The sequence below is a fragment of the Porphyrobacter sp. SLTP genome (assembly GCF_009905735.1).
GTDB lineage: Bacteria > Pseudomonadota > Alphaproteobacteria > Sphingomonadales > Sphingomonadaceae > Erythrobacter.
Genome location: NZ_JAAALE010000001.1, coordinates 303,966 through 322,020, shown reverse-complemented (window position 1 = coordinate 322,020; position 18,055 = coordinate 303,966). Strand labels below are relative to the sequence as shown.

Genomic DNA, 18,055 nt, shown 5'->3' with positions numbered 1-18,055 from the left:
CCTTGGGCCGCTTGCAGGGGTAATCAGGGCCGCGAATGACAGGGCTTGAACGGCCCTTGCTGGGAGAGACCACCATGACCCCTATCCGTGCTGCCGCTGCTGCCTGCGCGGCGCTTGCGATTGCCGCAGGTGCCGCCGCGCCGCTCGCCGCTCAAGACAAGGTCGCCGCGGACGAGAGCAGCTATGTCACCGCGCTGCGCGAGTGCCAGTCCAAGACCGACCCGGCCCAGCGCCTCGCGTGCTATGACACCGCCGTGTCAGCCATGGTCGCCGCTAGCAGCGACGGCGAAGTGCGGGTCGTCGACCGTGAGGATGTGCGCGAGGCCCGGCGCAAGCTGTTTGGCTTCACCCTTCCCGATCTCGGCATCTTCGGCGGCAAGAGCGACAAGGACGACCCTGAGCAGGCCGAGGAATTCGCCACGCTCAACACCACCATTGCGGCGGTTCGCAACGTGAACGGCCGCTTCGTCATCACCACGGCGGAAGGCGCGGAATGGCAGATCGACGAAATGCCGGCCGGCCTGATGCGGCCCAAGGTCGGCAGGTCGCTTGAGATCAAGAGCGGCGCCTTCAGCAGCTATTTCCTGCGGATCGATGGCCAGAAGGGCGTCAAGGGACGGCGCGTGCGGTGAGCCGGGCTTGATGATGTAGTCAGGACAACATGAAGACCCTTTTCGAACTCAATCCGGCGCTCGACCTACCTGCCTACGCCGCCCGCTTCGCAGCGACAGGACGGGTCCAGCTGCGCGACGTGCTGACCCCGGAAAGCGCCAGCGAACTCCAGATGGTGCTGGCGCGGGGTACGGATTGGGGCATTGCGATTGGCGCCGGGACCGAAAAGCCCACCAGCATCCGCGGTGCCCACAGCCGCACACCCGAAGGCCAGCAGACGCTCCGCCACGCCATGCAAAATGCCGAACAGCATTCGGCCCGCGGCGAATATGGCTTCCGCTTCGCGCATTATCCGATCCTCGAATCGATCCGCGAAGGCTGGGATCCGGGCGGCGCGCACGAGATCCTGCTCGAACACCTCAACACCCCCGATTTTCTGGATCTGGTTCGCAAGGTCACCGGCGTCGAACAGCTGGTCAAGGCCGATGGTCAGGCGACCCTGTTCGCGCCGGGCCACTATCTTGGCCGCCACACCGACAGTCATGTCGCCGAAGGGTGGGAGGTTGCCTACGTGCTGAACCTCGCGCGCGACGATTGGCATCCGGACTGGGGCGGCTACCTGCTGTTCCTGAATGACGAAGGCGACGTGATCGAAGGTTTCCGCCCCCGCTTCAATGCGCTAAACCTGTTTCGCGTGCCGCAATCGCATCTGGTCAGCTACGTCCCGCCGTTCGCGCCCATCGGACGAATGGCTGTGACAGGGTGGCTGCGCAGCCGGTGACCGTGAGAGGCGCACAATGACGGGAAGCGCGCAAAGCGTTGCCATGGCGGCGAGCCAGCTCGCCGCGCAGGGCCGCGATGCCGAGGCGGACGCCCTGTACGCGCGCGGACTGGCGGACTTTCCCCACGACGCACGGCTCGCCAACAGTGCGGGCAATTTTCACTTCAAAGCGGGGCGGCTGGATCGCGCTTTGGCGCTGTTCGAACGCGCGCTTTCGCTCGCGCCCGATCTGGTCGAGGCCGGGATCAACGCGGCCATCACGCTTGGCCGCATGGAGCAGCCCGCCCGCGCCGCCGCCCTGCTTGCTCCGCTCGAAGCGGTAGCGGCGCAAAATCCGGGCTATTGGCGCGTGCGTGCCGATAGCGAGCGACAGGCTATGCGTTACCGGGAGGCCGAAGCCAGCATTGCGCGCGCGGTGGCGCTCGATCCAAGCGGGGCCAAGACCGCCCACAGTCGTGCGCGGCTCGCACTTGAACGCAGCGCCCCCAATGCGATCCCCCTACTTGAGACGGCCTTGACCCTCAACCGCGGCGATCCCAACCTGCTGTTTGACTACGCACAAGCACTCGCAGTTGCCGGCAGGATGGATGAGGCGTTGGAGTGCACGACGACGCTCATCACCCACATGCCGGGCTGGACCGCGGCGCTGAAGCTGCATGCCGAGCTGCGCTGGGCGGCGGGAGAGCATGCGAACTTTGCCGATCACTTCGCGCACGTCGCAGCGCAGCAGGGCGCGGGACCGGAGGTATGGCTTGCCTGGTCCGAGACGCTCGAAGGGGTCGACCGGCCTGCGGATAGCGCTGCCATCCTTGCTCGTGCGCGCGCCACCTGGCCCGAAAACGCCGATCTTGCGCTGACTCAGGCGGTGGCGCTTGGCGAAGCGGGAGCGGCGGACGAGGCGCAGGGCGTGCTCGATTGTTTCTCCGGGATGGCGACGCCCGAATGGTCGACCGCGCGGGGGCGCAACTGGCTGCGACTGGGCGAAATCGCGCGGGCGGAGGCTGAACTGGCCAAGGTGCGCGCCGCCCGGCCCGGCGATGTGGTCGCCTGGGCGCTCACGGACCTGTGCTGGCGGCTCAGCGGGGACGCGCGGCACGAATGGCTTCACGGCCAGCCAGGGCTGGTCCGGCAATTGCCGCTCTCGCTGGACGAAGGCGAGCGCGCAGAACTGACCGCGCTCCTGACCGCGCTCCACCGCCATTCGGCCATGCCGATCGGGCAGTCGGTCAAACGCGGTAGCCAGACCAAGGGCGCGCTGTTTGCGCGCGCCGAACCGGAACTCGCACGGCTCGAAGCGGCCCTTCACGAGGCGATGGCCGAGTATCGCGCCGGTCTGCCACCCGCCGATCCCCGCCACCCCCTGCTCGCGCACAGGGATGATCCGTGGACGATTGTCGGCAGCTGGTCGATCCGGCTCGACGGTCAGGGTCACCACGCGGCCCATATCCACCCGCGCGGGCTATTGTCCTCGGCCAGTTACTGGCTGGTGCCGGACGAAGTGGCCGCCGACGGCCAGCCCGGGTGGCTTGAACTGGGCAATCCGCCGCCAGGCCTCGCCGAAGGTCTCGGCAGCCTGCACACGGTCCGCCCGCAACCCGGTACGCTCGTGCTGTTTCCCAGTACGCTCTACCACGGCACCCGCCCGATCACCCAAGGCACGCGCATGACCGTGGCGTTCGACGTCAGCGCCGCTGTCTGACGCACCGGGGTTCGGGCAAAAAGAAGGGGCGGCGGATCGTGTGATCCGCCGCCCCTCTTTATGTGTCTGTTCTGACCGGGATCAGAAGCGGAAGTTCACACCCACGAAGAAGTCGCGGCCGAGCACATCGAAGAAGCTCGGCAGGGTGTTGGCCTGTTCCTGCGCAGTGCCGAGGATCGGCGGCTGCTTGTCGAACAGGTTGTTCACGCCCGCGTTCAGCTGAAGCGTTTCGCTGATATCGGCGCTCAGAGCGAGGTCGATATAGTTGTACGCATCGATGGTCGGGGTCGGGATCAGCGAAGGATCAAGACCGGTACGGGTGGTGCCCGAGAAGGTGTTCTTGATCCGGCCGTCCTGCGTGCTGCCCTCATGGCGCCAGCGCACCGACGCGGTGAGCGGGCCGCCCGAGTAGCTCACGCGAACATTGTGACGATACTCCGGTGCACCGAAGGTACCTTCGTTGATGTTCACGCGCTCCGGGACGAGAAGCAGCGGCGTGTTGCGCAGCTTGTCGAGCCAGGTGCCGAGGTAGAAGAACGACAGATCGCCACCGAACAGCGGAACCGAGTAATCGACCTGGAAGTCGATACCCGAGGTTTCCAGACGACCGACGTTGGCCGAACCGATCAGCGGGTTGCGACCGCCGGCGGTTTCACCCAGCGCCCCGTTGACCGGGTTACGGGTTCCGAAGAACGGCTGGCAAAGCTGATCGGCGGGGTTGCGGATGGTGTTGAAGCAGAAGTCGATCGAGTTGGCGAAACCGCCACCAAGAACGCCAATCGTGCCGTCAATCACGATGTTGAAGTAGTCGACAGTCACGTTCAGACGCGGAATGAAGGTCGGCTGGATGACCGCACCAACAGTCCAGGTGTCCGAGGTTTCCTCAAGCACGTTCGGGTTACCACCGAAGTTCGCCTGAATCTGCGCGGCCGGCTGGACGCTACGCTGGAACACGTTCGCTGCGGGCACGCCCGACTGGATGCAGAAGGCACGCAGTTCAGCGGTCTGCTGAGCCACCGGGCCACGATCCGAGCAGGGGTCGATCGCACCGGGGAAGCCGGTCGACGCACCGCCGAACAGATCCTGCGTGTTCGGCGCGCGCACCGCACGAGCGTAGGTGCCGCGGAAACGCAGACCTTCGATCGGCGCGAAGTCCCCACCGAGGTTGTAGGTGAAGGTACCGCCGATGGCCGGGAGCGAGTAGTCCGAGTAACGGAACGCGCCGTTGAGTTCGAGGCGATGGATGATGGTGTCTTCCAGCACCGGAATGCGCAATTCGCCGAAGACTTCACGCACATCGTACGAACCGGCGGTCGGCTGACCGGCGTTGAAGCCCAGCACGTCACCCGACGACAGGAATTCGTCAGGGATGAACTCGGCGCGAACCTTGCGGTATTCAACACCAGCCGCGAACGCCACATCTTCACCGCCAAGGCCGAGGCTGAACAGCTCGCCGTTGACCGATGCAACGCCGTTGATCAACTCCGAAGTGGTCACGTTGGTGGCGTTGACCGAGATGTAGTCAATCGCACCTTGGGTCGCGAGGCCGAGACCGAAGGGGTTGATCGGAAGACATCCGGCGCTGCGAGCAGCTGCGCTCTGGCAACGCAGTTCGGTGGTGCTGCCCGGTACGAACTCAACCGTCAGCGCGTTGATGTAACGGCTGCGCGAGATGTTACCGCGCTGAAGCACGGTGTTCGTGGTGCGTGCGTAGTTGTAGTAGGCGTCGAAACGCAGGCTGTCGGTGATGTCGCCGCGAACACCGCCGAGGACGCGGAAGGCGTCACGGTCGAAGTTCGAGATACGGCCCGACAGCTGGTTGAAGCGGAAGCTCACCTGCGTGTCGCGATAGTTGGGGCCAAGCGCTGCGTTGGCCGGGTTCGTGTTGAGAACAGCACGAGTCTGGTCGTTGAAGAACGGGCTGTTCACGAACAGCGGAGCGCTGACACCGGCCGGGGTCGGCGCGAGCTGGGTCGGGACTTCGTTACGAACGAAGCTGACTTCGGCGTAAGCTTCGATCCCGTCCGTGAACTCGTAACGACCATAGGCACCACCGAGGTAGCGTTCCTGGCCGAGCTGGAGGTAGTTGTCGGGCGCGAAGTTATAGAGATCCGCCGGATCCTGGAACGTGCGCGTGCCGCCACCGGTGGGGTTGAAGATGAAGGTGCCACCCGGTGCCACGATGGTTGCGATCGGGCCGGTCGGCGAACCGCCGGGCAGGTAGCCAAGCTCACCACCGCGGGTGGCGCAGCCAGCAGCCGCAATGCCGCCGGTGAACGGACGACCGATCCCCTGCGCGTCGGCGCTGCCGGGTGCGATACAGCCGTCAGCAGCGGCACGACGCGAGAACTCGCGCGCGCCCTGGAAGATCGGGTCACGACGGCTGTACGAGCTGTACAGGGTCACCGCACCGCGGCCATCGTCGAACGCCGAACCGATTGCGGCATTGAACTGGTAACGTGCGCCGTCACCCTCGCCGGTCAGCGAGTAGGTGCCGTTCAGCTCAAGACCTTCAACTTCACGCAGGTTGAAGTTCACAACACCCGACACAGCGTCGGTACCGTAAATGGCCGAGGCGCCGCCGGTCAGAACTTCGACGTTGCTGAGCAGGAACTGCGGAATGGTGTTGGCGTCAACCAGCTGGCTGGTGTCAGACAGCATCCAGCGGCGGCCGTTAACCAGCACCAGGGTGCGGGTGGCGCCGAGGTTGCGCAGGTTCAGGGTGACGTTACCGTTGCCCGGGTTGTTCGAGAAGCCGGTAACGCCGGGAAGCACCTGCGGCAGGGTGTTGAGCACCTGCTCAACGTTGACGGCGCCGGTCAGGCGGAATTCTTCAGACGAAACCACGGCGACCGGGTTGGTCGACTCGAGGTCGGCGCGCTTGATGCGCGAACCGATGACGGTGATGGCGGTGGATTCGGTTGTTTCTTCAGCCGAGTCCGAAACAGTCTCGGTCTGAGCGTAGGCCGGTGTTGCGAACATGGCGCCAGCCATGATTGTCCCGGCGAGCAGTGATGCCTTTTGGAAGCGTTGCATTTTGCAGGTCCCCTATTTGCACGCGGACGAGGTGCCCGCGTGGTAGTGATAGGCGCTTAAGACAATCGCGTTCCCGCCTGCAATTGGCCGGATGCCAGCCAGCCACAGTTGCTTGCAGACTGTGGCAGAACGGCTACAGTCTCTTTACATTACTGTGGATGTTCAGTGTATCGTACCTGCAATAGTTTGCAGATTAGAGATGTCATTGCTGTGCCTTGGACTGCACAAGGTCGCTAAGGAGATTCGCGCATGATCGGCAAGTCAGAGAAACGTCGGGGTGCGAACCGCCGGCTTGTGCGCGGCGGCGCGGCTTTCGCCCTGCTGTTGGCGGGCGGCGTGGCGGTGGTTGCACAGGTTCCCGGTGTCCAGGGGGCTGCCGCCCTGCTCGACGGTCTACGCGGCTGCCGCAGTATCGCGAACGCGTCTGATCGCGCGGTCTGCTATGACGACAAGGTCGGCGCGCTGCTTGGCGCGGTGGAATCGGGCGAAGTCCGCCTCGTGGATCGGGAGGAGGTGCGCAAGACACGGCGGCAATTGTTTGGCCTCACCGTGCCCGAGATCGACATGCTGAAGGCCGAACCCAAAGAGGAGGCTGCGCTTTCGGACCTGTTCGAGACGACAATTGCCAGCGGTCGCCAGACCGGCCCCCGCACGTGGCGCTTCACCACTGCCGAGGGTGCGGTCTGGGAAATCAACAGCCCGCCCCGCAAGATCGACCCGATCATGCCGGGCGACAAGGTGGTCTTCAAGAAGGCATCACTCGGCTATTACTTCATCCGCATAAACGGGCAGATCGGGGTCAAGGGCCGCCGCGTCATGTGATGGCAGTCAACCGTCCGGCGGCCTCGCAATAGCAAAGGGCCCGGACATTGCTGCCCGGGCCCCCTGCGCTTTAAGTTTCGCGCGTCCCTTACAAGCCGCCAGGACCGCAGTCATTGGCGAGATAATCGAGCATTTTAGTGTAAAACTGCTGCTGGTGGGTATACATCAGCGTGTTGTAGAAGTGGTCGGCGCCTTCGAGGGTGATAAATTCACCGGTTTTGCCAGCAGCCTCGAACTTCTTCTTGTAGTCGACGAGATGATAATACAGCACGCGGCGGTCGTCCTCACCGTGGACCATCAGCACCGGGATATTGACCTTGCTGACTTCGTTGATCGGGTTGATCCCGATAGTGCCGCGGCGTCTTGACCATTCATCCAGCGCTTTGAGATCGGGATCGCGGCGCCCGAAATACTGTTTTTCAGCGTCGGCCACGGCCGCCCCGGCAATCACGCACTGGTAAATCTGCGGATCGCGACTGGCCGCAACGAGCGCGGCATAGCCGCCATAAGACCAGCCAAACATCGCCATCCGGTTGGGATCGACCAAGCCCTGTTGGACAAGGTAAAGCGCGCCGTCGTCCTTGTCGTCCTGCATCTTGCCGCCATGTTCGCCATAGGCCGCATCGAAGTGGTCCTGCCCCCAGCCGACAGACATGCGGTACTGCGGCTGAAGCACCATGTAACCGGCATTGGCGAGCAGCTGGCCCCACTCGTCATAGGTGATAATTTCGTTCACCTGCGGGCCGCCGTGGGGCAAAACGATCAGTGGGAAGGGCCCGGTGCCCTTGGGCTTGGTGACATAAGCCGGGATTACTCTGCCATCGCGCGCCTTGTAACGAATATACTCAACATCCGCCAATTGGTCAGGATTAATGAGCGGATTGCGGCTCCCCAACTTGGCCAGCTTGCCATCCTTGACCAACCAGAATGAACCCGGATCGTGAGGGCCGCGGTTGCTGACAATCATCGATTTGCCGTCAATCGAACGGCTGGAAATGTTGATTTGGTAGGCGTGCGGGATCTGCTTTTCCAAAGCCTCGTGAAGAGCCTTTTCCTCTTCATCAAACCAGTGGCGTTCCAGGATCCGGCCCGAATATCGGGCGGCCACCAGTTTGTCGTTACCCGGGATCGAGTGGAGCTGGATATCCATCACGTCGGCATCTTCAGCCTGAAATAGCTTCTTGCCGACCTTGCCGGTGGTGAAGTCGAATTCGTAAAGCGCCGCCTTATCTTCCCCGTCTTGATTATCGATTAGGTAACCGATGTTCGGGTTGTCCGGGTCAAAGCCAGCAATCCCCTGGAATCCGCCAAGAATGCGGTAAAGGTTCTTGGGATCGTTCAGATCGAATTCCTGAAACTTCTTCCACTCGCTGTCACCCGGCAAGCGATAATAGGATGCCACGGTTCCGGATTCACGATCCTGCACCTGCGTGAAGCGGGGGTTGCCATCGCTGTCCCAGCGGTCAACCACCGGGAACTTGCCCCCACCCCGCAGTACCAGCTCGCGCGCGCCGGTCTTCAGGTTGAACCTGTAATAAGAGCGCGGGCGGAAGGCGGCCAAGGGATCGACCCCGGTGCCATCACCAACCGTGGCTCCGGTGCTGACCAGAACGTGGTCGGGTTCTTTAGGTAGCAGGCTGACGATGCCGAAGTTACCATCGACACTGGTGAACTTATTGGATTCAAGACTGTAGGAGTAGGTCTTGTAATCGCGGACATCTTCTTCAGGGCCCTTCACCGTTTTGCGATTGACCTGCCACGCGGTGCCGAAAATGACATCATTGCTGACCCACTGTGCCGCAATGATTTCCATCGGATCGGCGTTCAGGCGGCGCAGCGGCTTCGACAGATCATCGGTGCGATAGATTTCGAGGATATAGTCGGTTTCGCGACCTTCGACCTTGTGAACAAGCAGGTGCTTGCCGTCCGGCGAAATCTGTACGGCGTTGACGACATCGCGCAGCGCCCAGACATCGATCGGTATCGCGCCTTGCGCCTGCGTCGGCGAAGGCATGGCGGTAACAAGACCAACAGCGGTAACGCCGATCAGGGCGGCGGCGAGCGTGGCTTTGACGAGTTTCATAATCAGTTCTTTCTCGGGGACAGATTGTTGAACCGAACAGGTGAGGCAAACTTTCGGACGCCAAGGGACAACGCCGGATGAACGCCTGCCATTAAACGAAAAATGCGACCTCTCGACAAGTGCCGAGAGGCCGCATTTTCGTAGTCATTCAAGTCATTCGTCGATCAGAAGCGATACAGCAGCTGAGCGAAGAATTCGCGGCCGTCGAGGTTGTAGCCGTTACCGATCGCAGCGTTGGCGATCGACAGCACTTCGCTGCCGTCCACCAGCGGCGGATCGCGGTCAAACAGGTTGGTCACACCGGCGATGATGCGCAGATCGCCGTTGTCCCAACGAATGGACGCGGCATGCTCGAAGTATTCGCCCGTGAAGCCAACGTCACGGCACAGGATGCCGTCACCCGGAACCACGTTGTTCGGCGTCGTCCCGGTGCGCGACCCACCGCCGAGGCAGGTGTCACCGAAGACGCCCGGCGTAGGCGTGTTGTTCTCGCCAAAGCTAAAGGCATCCGAGAACGGGTCCACACCAATCGGATCCTGCGCCACCGACCCGATGTAGCGGGTCTGCCAGGTGAAGGTGAAATCATCCAAGCCGATGTTGAAGGTCGCACGGCCGATCCAGCTCGGGAAGCCGAATTCACCGGCGAAGTCTTCTGTGTCGATGTCACCATTGTCGTTGGTGAACGTGCTCGAACGTTCGATGAGGTGGTTGGCGGTCAGGTTGAGCGACAGGTCGATCTCCTGCTCACCGATTGTCACCGGATAGCCGAAGTTCGCGTTCAAATCGATCCCGCGCACCGACTCCTGATCGAGGTTGAGGAAGCCCGAGAACACGTCCGAAACGAGACGCCGTTCAACCGTCGAGGCGCTGATCCGGTCGCAGAACGGACTGCGCGTGTTATCGTCGCGATTGTAGCAATCGTTGATGATGAACTGCGCACTCGGCTCGATGATCGACTGCTTCAACTTGATGTCGTAGTAGTTGAAGTTGAACGAGAATTCGAACCCGCTCGCCCAGTCTTCTTCGAACGCGAAACCGGTCGTGATCGAGCGCGAGGTTTCCGGATCAATGTCAAGCGAACCACCCGAGGTGACTTCGACGCCCGAGTTCGACTGGGTGTTCAAGCCCTGCGAATCGATACCGACGCGGGTCGGATCACGTCCTTCACGGCGGCAGTTTGCCAGCACCTGCGGTTCACGGGTTTCGTTGCCCGCAACATAGCCCAGCGCCGGGTCGAATGCCGCTGCAGGAACCGCGCAGGGATCGAACAGCGTCAAGAAGCCCGACTGTGCCAGTAGGAAGTTCTCACGCAGGTTCGGTGCACGGAACGACGTGCCGTAGTTGAACTTGATCAACAGCGGCGACACCGGACGCCAGCCTGCACCCACCGAGAAGGTGCCGTTGGTGCCATAAAACTCTTCGTCAGTGAGACGGCCGGCCGCTTTGACCGTCAGTTCCTCGACCAGAGTTTCGCCAGCCATCAGCGGCGCTTCGATTTCGCCGTAGAGTTCGCGGATCCACTTGGAGCCGGCCGCACCGCTATCGGCGAAGAAGGCGAAGTACAGACCGTTGGCGGCGGCGACATTCGGATCCGACTGGATCTTGTCCTCGCGCCATTCGCCGCCGAGCACCACGCCGACCGGGCCCGCAGGCAGTTCGAACAGGTCGCCGGTCACGTAGGCCGAGAGCATGGTTTGTTCATAGGTCGTGTCGAAGCGACGCTGATCGAACAGGTAATTCCGCTCGGCCTCCGTGGCAAAATCACCGACGAAGGTGTTGAGCAGGCTGGGGGCGAACAGGTTCACCGGGACACAGCCTTCCGTGAGGTCGGAAGCGGCTTGACCGGGGTTGGCGAGGCCAGCCGTGTTGCAGACGCCGATCCACTGCGGATCGCCGAAGGCGCCGAAGATGGAAATTGCGTCATTGTAGTCGTCAGCAACGCCGTCGCCGTTGTTATCGCTGATGCCATCGCCGTCATAGTCGGCGGTGGGGTCAAGACCGAGCGCAAGGGCGAGGCGGTCTTCGCGAATACCGTTGCGGGTCGAGACGCCGACCGACCGCGAGTAGGTACCGGCGACTTCAAAGCTCCAGCTCGAACCGATGAAGGGCAGGTCACCGCGCACACCGATCACACCGCGGTATTGCTCCTGCGTAACTTCGTTGTTGTTGCGGTCCCCACGGATCGAGATGATCGGCGAAACGGGCAGCGAGAAGCCGGTCGAAAGCGGACGAGTCGCACCATTGAACACCGCCGGGTTGAGACGGCGCTGGAAGGCGTTGTCCGCCGCGCGGCAGTCTTGGCCGTTCGGGTTGGTGTCGATGTTGCACGGGTTGAACGGGTTAAGGTCAGGCACGAACGGGAAAATCTGCGCCTGGAACTGGTTCGGGGCCGAAATTTCCGCACGGGTGAACTGCGCTTCGAAGAACGGCGTAATGTTGGCCTCGCCTTCGAAGGTGTATTCACCATAGGCGAAGCCGTTGAACAGCTCCTGCCCCGAGATGAAGGTCGTATCGAGCGTCTCGGGGTTGTTGTTCGAGTTGTTGTTGTAATCCTGGAAGTCGACATCACGGATGCCGTCACCATTGAAGTCGACTTCGCGGTTACCAAGGCCGGTGTTTTCCGAGAAGTCGGCGATCACGTTACCGGCGCCCGGCTTGTAGTAAACCGAGCCCACACGGGTCGCGTCAATGAAGATACGGCCCGACAGCGAACCGACCTTACAATCGCTGTCGCGAACGGTGATCCGACCACCCGAGTTGCGGCGAACGAGCGCGCTGTCACGAATGCCGAGCGTGCGAATGTTGCCGTCCTGATCGATTTCACGGTGTGCGTCGCAACCCGTGAGGAAGTCACGGTCGCCGAAGCGCACAAGATCGCGCTTCTGGTATTCCAGACCGACACCAAACACGGCTCGGTCGGTGTTGAAGCCCCACGCGGCGGAAACCGTGTAGTCTTCCCCCGCGCCCTGCGGGTTGATGTTGCCGTTGGCCTGGATTTCCAGTCCGTCGAAGTCCTTGCGCAGAATGACGTTCACCACGCCCGCGACCGCGTCCGAACCATATACCGACGATGCACCGTCCGTGAGAATGTCGTAACGGTCGACAAGCGAAGCCGGGATCAGGTTGATCGACGGGTTGGACGGCGCGCCTTCCACGCCAGCAGGCGCGAGACGGCGGCCGTTGACGAGGATCAGGGTACGGTCAGCACCAAGGCCGCGCAGGTTCAGCGTTTGCGAACCCGGGCCATTGTTGAGCACGAAGCCGTTGAAGGTCGCGTCGATCTGCTGACCGGCGGCCGCTTCCGAGCGCTGGAGGATCTGTGACGGGTCGAACGCACCGACCGCCTGCTGATTTTCGGTGGTGAGCACCTGCAGCGGCGAAATCGAGGTGTACGTGTCGCGAACGATGCGCGAGCCGGTGACGGTGATGTTGCCGGTCTTGTCTTCTGCTTGGGCCGCTTCACCCGCAGTGACATCGACCTGCTCCTCTTCTTCGGCCGGCTGCTCATCGGCAGCCTGCGCATAAGCAGGGCCGGCGATCACAAACGCGATGGCTGATGCGGAAAAGGCCAGAGCCTTGATCGAATTGCTGTGAAATTTCTTCATGATCACTCCAGTTGCCCGAACCGGAGACGTCACAACAACCCGGCGCTCCCACCACATAATTGCCCCATGTGGTGGGATTGCGCTTCAAAGGTTGTCCAATTCAGTCCCCGCAGTGACCGTTTTGTGCAATGGCGTAGGAATGATGTCAAAGCGCCCGCTCGCCGCCCCGAACTTTTCCGGGCGGTGTTGCGTTAATCCCACATTCAGGGGGCGCTCAGCGAAACCGCCGCAACATTGTTCGATTGTGGCTTTGCGAATATTAAAAGCTTGGCAGGCTTGCACGCAACAAACCGCCTTGCTTATCAAATCGAACGAAGCATGCTTACAATCTTGCGTGTCGCCGGAATTGGCCTGAAATCCTCGAAAGTGGATTTTTCGACGTCAGATCAGCGAATCGTCATGCTGAGTTGACCATCCCCTTCATCGATCACCAGCGTCGCGCCATCGGGCAATTTTCCTTCGAGCAGCATCTCGGCGAGCGGGTCTTGCAGGTAGCGCTGGACTGCACGCTTCAGCGGCCGAGCGCCGTAGACCGGATCATACCCCACCCGCCCGAGCCAGCGCAGCGCGGCATCAGTCAGGTCGAGCGTGATCTTGCGATCGGCGAGCAGCTTCTGCACCCGGCCCACCTGAATCTCGACGATCGGCGCCATGTGTTCCTGCGCAAGACGGTGGAACAGGATGATCTCATCAAGACGGTTGAGGAACTCGGGCCGGAAATGCCCGCGCACCACGTCCATCACATCCTTCTCGACCGTCGCGGGCTCCGCGCCGTCGGGCAGGTTGGCGAGATATTGGCTACCGAGGTTCGACGTAAGGATGATCAGGGTGTTGGCAAAGTCGACCACGCGGCCCTGCCCGTCGGTCAGGCGGCCATCGTCGAGCACTTGCAGCAGCACGTTGAAGACATCGGAATGCGCTTTCTCGACCTCGTCGAACAGCACCACCTGATAGGGGCGGCGGCGCACGGCTTCGGTCAGCACCCCGCCTTCCTCGTAACCGACATAGCCCGGAGGCGCGCCGATCAGGCGGGCGACGGCGTGCTTCTCCATGAACTCGCTCATGTCGATCCGCACCATCGCGCTGTCATCGTCGAACAGGAACCCGGCGAGCGCCTTGGTCAGTTCGGTCTTGCCGACGCCCGTGGGGCCGAGGAACAGGAAGCTGCCGAGCGGGCGGCCGGGATCTTGCAGGCCCGCCCGCGCACGGCGCACCGCCTTGGAGACAGCAGCGATCGCCTGTGACTGCCCGATCACCCGCTTGCCGAGGATGCTCTCCATCGCCAGCAGCTTTTCGCGCTCGCCCGCCATCATCTTGTCGACCGGCACGCCGGTCCAGCGGCTGACGACACCGGCGATGTCCTCCTCGGTCACCTCCTCGCGCAGCATCGCATTGGCGGCCTGCCCTTGCGCTTCGGCCAGCTGCTTTTCGAGCGCGGGGATCGTGCCGTAGGACAGCTCGCCTGCCTTGGCCAAGTCGCCTTCACGCTGGGCTTGTTCCAGCTCAAGCCGGGCGTGATCGAGCTGCTCCTTGATCTTGCCTTCGGCTTCGATCTTGTCGCGCTCGTTCTGCCAGCGCGTGGTGAGTTCGGCCGACTGCTGCTCAAGGTTCGCCAGTTCCTCGCGCAGCGCGACGAGGCGGTCCTTGGAATTCTGATCGGTTTCCTTCTGGAGCGCCGATTCCTCGATCTTCAGCTGGATGATCCGCCGGTCGAGCGCCTCGATCTCCTCGGGCTTGGACTCCACCTCCATGCGGATGCGGCTCGCCGCCTCGTCCATCAGGTCGATGGCCTTGTCGGGGAGGAAGCGGTTCTGGATGTAGCGGTCGGACAGCTTCGCCGCCGCAACAATCGCCCCGTCAGTGATGCGCACGCCGTGGTGCAGTTCGTACTTGTCCTTGATCCCGCGCAGGATCGAGATCGTGTCCTCCACGGTCGGCTCGGCGATGAACACCGGCTGGAACCGCCGCTGAAGCGCAGGGTCTTTCTCGACATACTTCTGGTACTCGTCGAGCGTGGTCGCACCGATGCAGTGAAGTTCGCCGCGCGACAGGGCGGGCTTCAGCAGGTTCGAGGCATCCATCGAGCCTTCCGACGCGCCAGCGCCGATCAGGGTGTGCATCTCATCGATGAACAGGATGATCTGGCCATCGGCGTTCTTCACCTCGTCGAGCACGGACTTCAGCCGCTCCTCAAACTCGCCGCGGTACTTCGCGCCAGCGATCAGCGCGCCCATGTCGAGGCTCATCAGGGTGCGGCCCTTCAAGCTGTCGGGCACGTCGCCATTGGCGATGCGCAGCGCGAGGCCTTCGGCAATCGCGGTCTTGCCGGTGCCGGGTTCGCCGATCAGGGCCGGGTTGTTCTTGGTGCGACGGGCGAGAATCTGGATCGTGCGGCGGATTTCCTCGTCACGGCCGATCACCGGATCAAGCTTCCCGTCACGCGCCGCCTGCGTCAGGTCGCGGGCGAATTTCTGCATCGCGTCATAGGTGTTCTCGGCGCTCGCGCTGTCCGCGCGCTTGCCGCCGCGCAGCTGCTCGATGGCGGTGTTGAGGCCTTGCGGCGTGACGCCTGCGGCCTTCAAGCCCTCCCCTGCGGCACCTGGCGACAGGGCGAGCGCGGTCAACATCCGCTCGACTGTGACGTAGCTGTCGCCGGCCTTGTCAGCGAGCTGCTCGGCCTGATCGAGGACCCGCACGGCATCATTATCCAGCCCCGGCGTCGCCTGCGCGCCGCTGCCGGTCACGGCCGGAACCTTCGAAAGACCCACATCGATCGCGGTGACGGCCAGCGGCGCCTGCCCGCCCGCGCGCTGGATCAGCCCGGCGGCCATGCCTTCGCTATCCTCCAGCAAGGCCTTGGCAATGTGCAGCGGGGTGATGCGCTGGTGGTTCATGCGGATGGCGACGGTTTGCGCGGCTTGCAGGAAGCCCTTGGCCCGATCGGTGAACTTTTCGAGATTCATGTCGTCTAACCCCTCCAAAGGTTACCACCTCGAGATAGTGTTGCACATTGGCCACACAAGTCCCCGGGGCAAAAATCACGCACACAGGTGTGTTACTGGACTAGGTGGGTTCATTCCCTGCCTATGGCAAGAGGACGCCTGCCTTGACCTCTTCCCTGCCCCGCGCGATGGAGCTTTCCTACGGTTTGGGAGAAAAATCGGACATGATCTGGGTCAAGCGCGGCGCATTTGCGCTGGTGGGTGTGTTGTTGCTGGCGGTAGTGGCGCTGGCCACGTGGGAGCCGTTTTTCGCGAGCGCTGCCAACCCCGCGCCCGGGCGCACCTATCGGGCCGAGATCATTCGCGACGAATTCGGCGTGCCCCATATCTACGGCAAGACCGATGCCGACACGGCTTACGGGGTCGCCATCGCTCATGCCGAAGACGATTTCTTCACCCTGCAAGATGTCGTCGCGATGGCGCGGGGGCGTTATGGCGCGATCGCGGGCGAGGAAGGCGCGCAGATCGATTACGTCTATCACCTGATCGACGCGCGCGGCACCGCGGAGCGCGAATATCCCAAGCTGCCCGCCGATACGCGCGCGCTGTTCGAAGCCTATGCCGCAGGCCTCAACCAATATGCCGCCGAGCATTCGGGCGAGGTCAAGCTGGCCAACCTGTTCCCCGTCAACGGCATGGATGTCGCTGCCGGTTTCGCGCTGCGCCAGCCGTTCTTCTTCGGGCTGGACGGCGTGATCGGTCCGCTGGTCGCAGGCGAGGATCTGCGCCGCGAGCATGGCCCCGATATCCCCGGCTTCCCGCGCCCGCCGCTGCCCGGTGCCGAGCCCGCCGAACCCGCGCCCACAGCGCCTGCCACCGATCAGGCGCGCCGGATGGTGCTGCCGCTTGGCGAGGATGCCGAACACCTCGGCTCCAACGCCTTTGCCGTCGCGCCCAGGAAATCGGGCGGGCCGACCACCCTGATCTCGAACTCGCACCAGCCCCTGCGCGGCGGGGTTGCGTGGTACGAACTCGTGGTCGAAAGCGGCGAAGGCTGGCATTTTGCCGGCGCGAACTTCCCCGGCTCGCCCTTCCCCTTCCTCGGGCATAACGAGCATCTGGGGTGGACCAACACGGTCAACACGCCCGACATGATCGACGTCTACCAACTGGAGCTCGACGAGACCGGCACCCGCTACAAGCTCGACGGCGCATGGCGTGATCTGGAGAGCAAGTGGGTGACGCTGCCGGTCAAGATTGGCCCCGTGGTGCTGCCGATCCGCAAGGAAGTGCTGCGGTCAGTGCATGGCCCGGTGATCAAGAACGCCAAGGGCGCTTTCGCCATCCGCTATGGCGGGATTGGGCAGCTCGGCCAGCTCGACGCCTATTACCGCATCAACAAGGCGACCAATTTCGCCGAGTGGGAAGCGCAGCTGTCGCGTCTCGCGATCCCCTCGACCAATTTCATCTATGCCGACGAGGCGGGCACCATTGCCTATGTCTATAACGCCGCAATCCCCCGCCGACCCGAAGGCGTGAAGGCCGACTGGCGCAATGTCCTGCCGGGCAACCGCTCAGACCTGATCTGGGAAGGGTCGGTCGATTACGCGAGCCTGCCCCGGATCGTGAACCCGGCCAGCGGGTGGCTCTACAATTCGAACAACACCCCTTTCACCGCGGCCGGAGCCGGGAGCGATCTTGATCCCCAAGCGTTTGCGCCGCTGATGGGTATCGAACTCAAGCAGACCAACCGCTCATGGCGCGCCTACAAGCTTCTGTCGGAAGCAAGCGTGCTCGACCGTGCGGCGCTGGAGCGGATCAAATATGATACCGGCTATGAGCGCCTTGGCTATGTCGACCGCTTGTTCGACACGCTGGAGGGGCTGAAGGCAGAGGGCCAACTGGCTGAGGCCCGCGATTTGCTGCTCGGCTGGGATTTCACCGCCGACAACAAGGGCGCTGCCGATGCCATCGCGCTGCTGATCATCCGCGACTTTATGGCGGCCGATTACAACAACAAGCCCTTCCCTGACGTGGCCGAGAAACTGCAAGCCGCCGCAGACCATCTCACCACCCATTTCGGCCGGCTCGATCCGCCGATGGGCGATCTGCTGCGGCTGCGACAGGGCGAGCTGGACCTGCCGCTCGACGGCGGATCGGACACCCTGCGGGCTTCGACCACCTGGGACGTGGCCGAGGATGGTCGTCTCAGCCTCAAGCATGGGGACAGCTTCATCATGTGGATCGAATGGCAACCCGGTCAGCGGGTTAGCTCACGCTCGATCCAGCCCTTCGGCGCGGCCACCACCCGGCCTGCCAGCGCGCATTACACCGACCAGATGCAGCTGTTCGTCGATCATAAGCTGAAGCCTGTCCACTTTTGGCGCGATGATTTGCTGGCGAAAGCCAGCAATCGGCGCGCCGTGGCAACCACTGTCACCAACGCGCGCTGACTGGCGCTTTCCTCTCGCATGA

At 62.8% G+C, this 18,055-nt stretch carries 9 protein-coding genes; 5 read left to right on the top strand and 4 right to left on the bottom strand.

Annotated features, from left to right (window positions below; genetic code table 11):
• Positions 1-35 precede the first annotated feature (35 nt).
• Genes GVM20_RS01220 through GVM20_RS01210 form a run of 3 tightly spaced genes read left to right on the top strand, consistent with a single transcriptional unit; the run spans position 36 to position 3,092 of the window.
• Entirely contained in the window at positions 36-632 is a 597-nt protein-coding gene (locus GVM20_RS01220; RefSeq protein ID WP_234031779.1) for a hypothetical protein, read from the top strand.
• A gap of 29 nt (positions 633-661) precedes the next feature.
• Positions 662-1,393: a 2OG-Fe(II) oxygenase gene (locus GVM20_RS01215; RefSeq protein WP_166545475.1), complete on the top strand. Its 732-nt coding sequence runs from the start codon at positions 662-664 to the stop codon at positions 1,391-1,393.
• A gap of 16 nt (positions 1,394-1,409) precedes the next feature.
• Complete coding sequence (locus GVM20_RS01210) at positions 1,410-3,092, top strand: tetratricopeptide repeat protein (protein WP_166545474.1); 1,683 nt, start codon at positions 1,410-1,412, stop codon at positions 3,090-3,092.
• A gap of 81 nt (positions 3,093-3,173) precedes the next feature.
• Here GVM20_RS01210 and GVM20_RS01205 read toward each other — a convergent pair whose 3' ends face one another.
• A complete protein-coding gene (locus GVM20_RS01205; RefSeq protein WP_166545473.1) occupies positions 3,174-6,128 on the bottom strand; it encodes a TonB-dependent receptor domain-containing protein in 2,955 nt (984 codons plus the stop codon).
• Positions 6,129-6,377: 249 nt separating this feature from the next.
• Between GVM20_RS01205 and GVM20_RS01200 the strand changes: the two genes are divergently transcribed.
• The gene (locus tag GVM20_RS01200) at positions 6,378-6,950 is read left to right on the top strand and encodes a hypothetical protein (protein ID WP_166545472.1); all 573 of its coding nucleotides are present in this window, start codon (positions 6,378-6,380) and stop codon (positions 6,948-6,950) included.
• Between the two features lie 88 nt (positions 6,951-7,038).
• On the opposite strand, the gene GVM20_RS01195 is transcribed toward GVM20_RS01200, so the two are convergent.
• The 3 genes from GVM20_RS01195 to clpB all read right to left on the bottom strand — a co-directional run bounded on the left by GVM20_RS01195 (position 7,039) and on the right by clpB (position 15,601).
• Positions 7,039-9,033 (bottom strand): alpha/beta hydrolase family protein, encoded by a 1,995-nt coding sequence (locus tag GVM20_RS01195; RefSeq protein WP_166545471.1) that lies wholly within the window; start codon positions 9,031-9,033, stop codon positions 7,039-7,041.
• Between the two features lie 164 nt (positions 9,034-9,197).
• Positions 9,198-12,638, bottom strand: a complete 3,441-nt coding sequence (locus GVM20_RS01190) for a TonB-dependent receptor domain-containing protein (RefSeq protein ID WP_166545470.1) — start codon at positions 12,636-12,638, stop codon at positions 9,198-9,200.
• A 386-nt stretch (positions 12,639-13,024) separates the two neighbouring features.
• Complete coding sequence (clpB, locus tag GVM20_RS01185) at positions 13,025-15,601, bottom strand: ATP-dependent chaperone ClpB (RefSeq protein WP_166545469.1); 2,577 nt, start codon at positions 15,599-15,601, stop codon at positions 13,025-13,027.
• Between the two features lie 203 nt (positions 15,602-15,804).
• Between clpB and GVM20_RS01180 the strand changes: the two genes are divergently transcribed.
• The gene (locus GVM20_RS01180) at positions 15,805-18,033 is read left to right on the top strand and encodes an acylase (RefSeq protein ID WP_166545517.1); all 2,229 of its coding nucleotides are present in this window, start codon (positions 15,805-15,807) and stop codon (positions 18,031-18,033) included.
• Positions 18,034-18,055: the final 22 nt, after the last annotated feature.

Coding starts and splice junctions, on each gene's coding strand:
- GVM20_RS01210 (WP_166545474.1), top strand. CDS start 1,410: ATGACGGGAAGCGCGCAAAGCGTTGCCATGGCGGCGAGCCAGCTCGCC.
- GVM20_RS01220 (WP_234031779.1), top strand. CDS start 36: ATGACAGGGCTTGAACGGCCCTTGCTGGGAGAGACCACCATGACCCCT.
- GVM20_RS01195 (WP_166545471.1), bottom strand. CDS start 9,033: ATGAAACTCGTCAAAGCCACGCTCGCCGCCGCCCTGATCGGCGTTACC.
- GVM20_RS01205 (WP_166545473.1), bottom strand. CDS start 6,128: ATGCAACGCTTCCAAAAGGCATCACTGCTCGCCGGGACAATCATGGCT.
- GVM20_RS01180 (WP_166545517.1), top strand. CDS start 15,805: ATGATCTGGGTCAAGCGCGGCGCATTTGCGCTGGTGGGTGTGTTGTTG.
- clpB (WP_166545469.1), bottom strand. CDS start 15,601: ATGAATCTCGAAAAGTTCACCGATCGGGCCAAGGGCTTCCTGCAAGCC.
- GVM20_RS01190 (WP_166545470.1), bottom strand. CDS start 12,638: ATGAAGAAATTTCACAGCAATTCGATCAAGGCTCTGGCCTTTTCCGCA.
- GVM20_RS01200 (WP_166545472.1), top strand. CDS start 6,378: ATGATCGGCAAGTCAGAGAAACGTCGGGGTGCGAACCGCCGGCTTGTG.
- GVM20_RS01215 (WP_166545475.1), top strand. CDS start 662: ATGAAGACCCTTTTCGAACTCAATCCGGCGCTCGACCTACCTGCCTAC.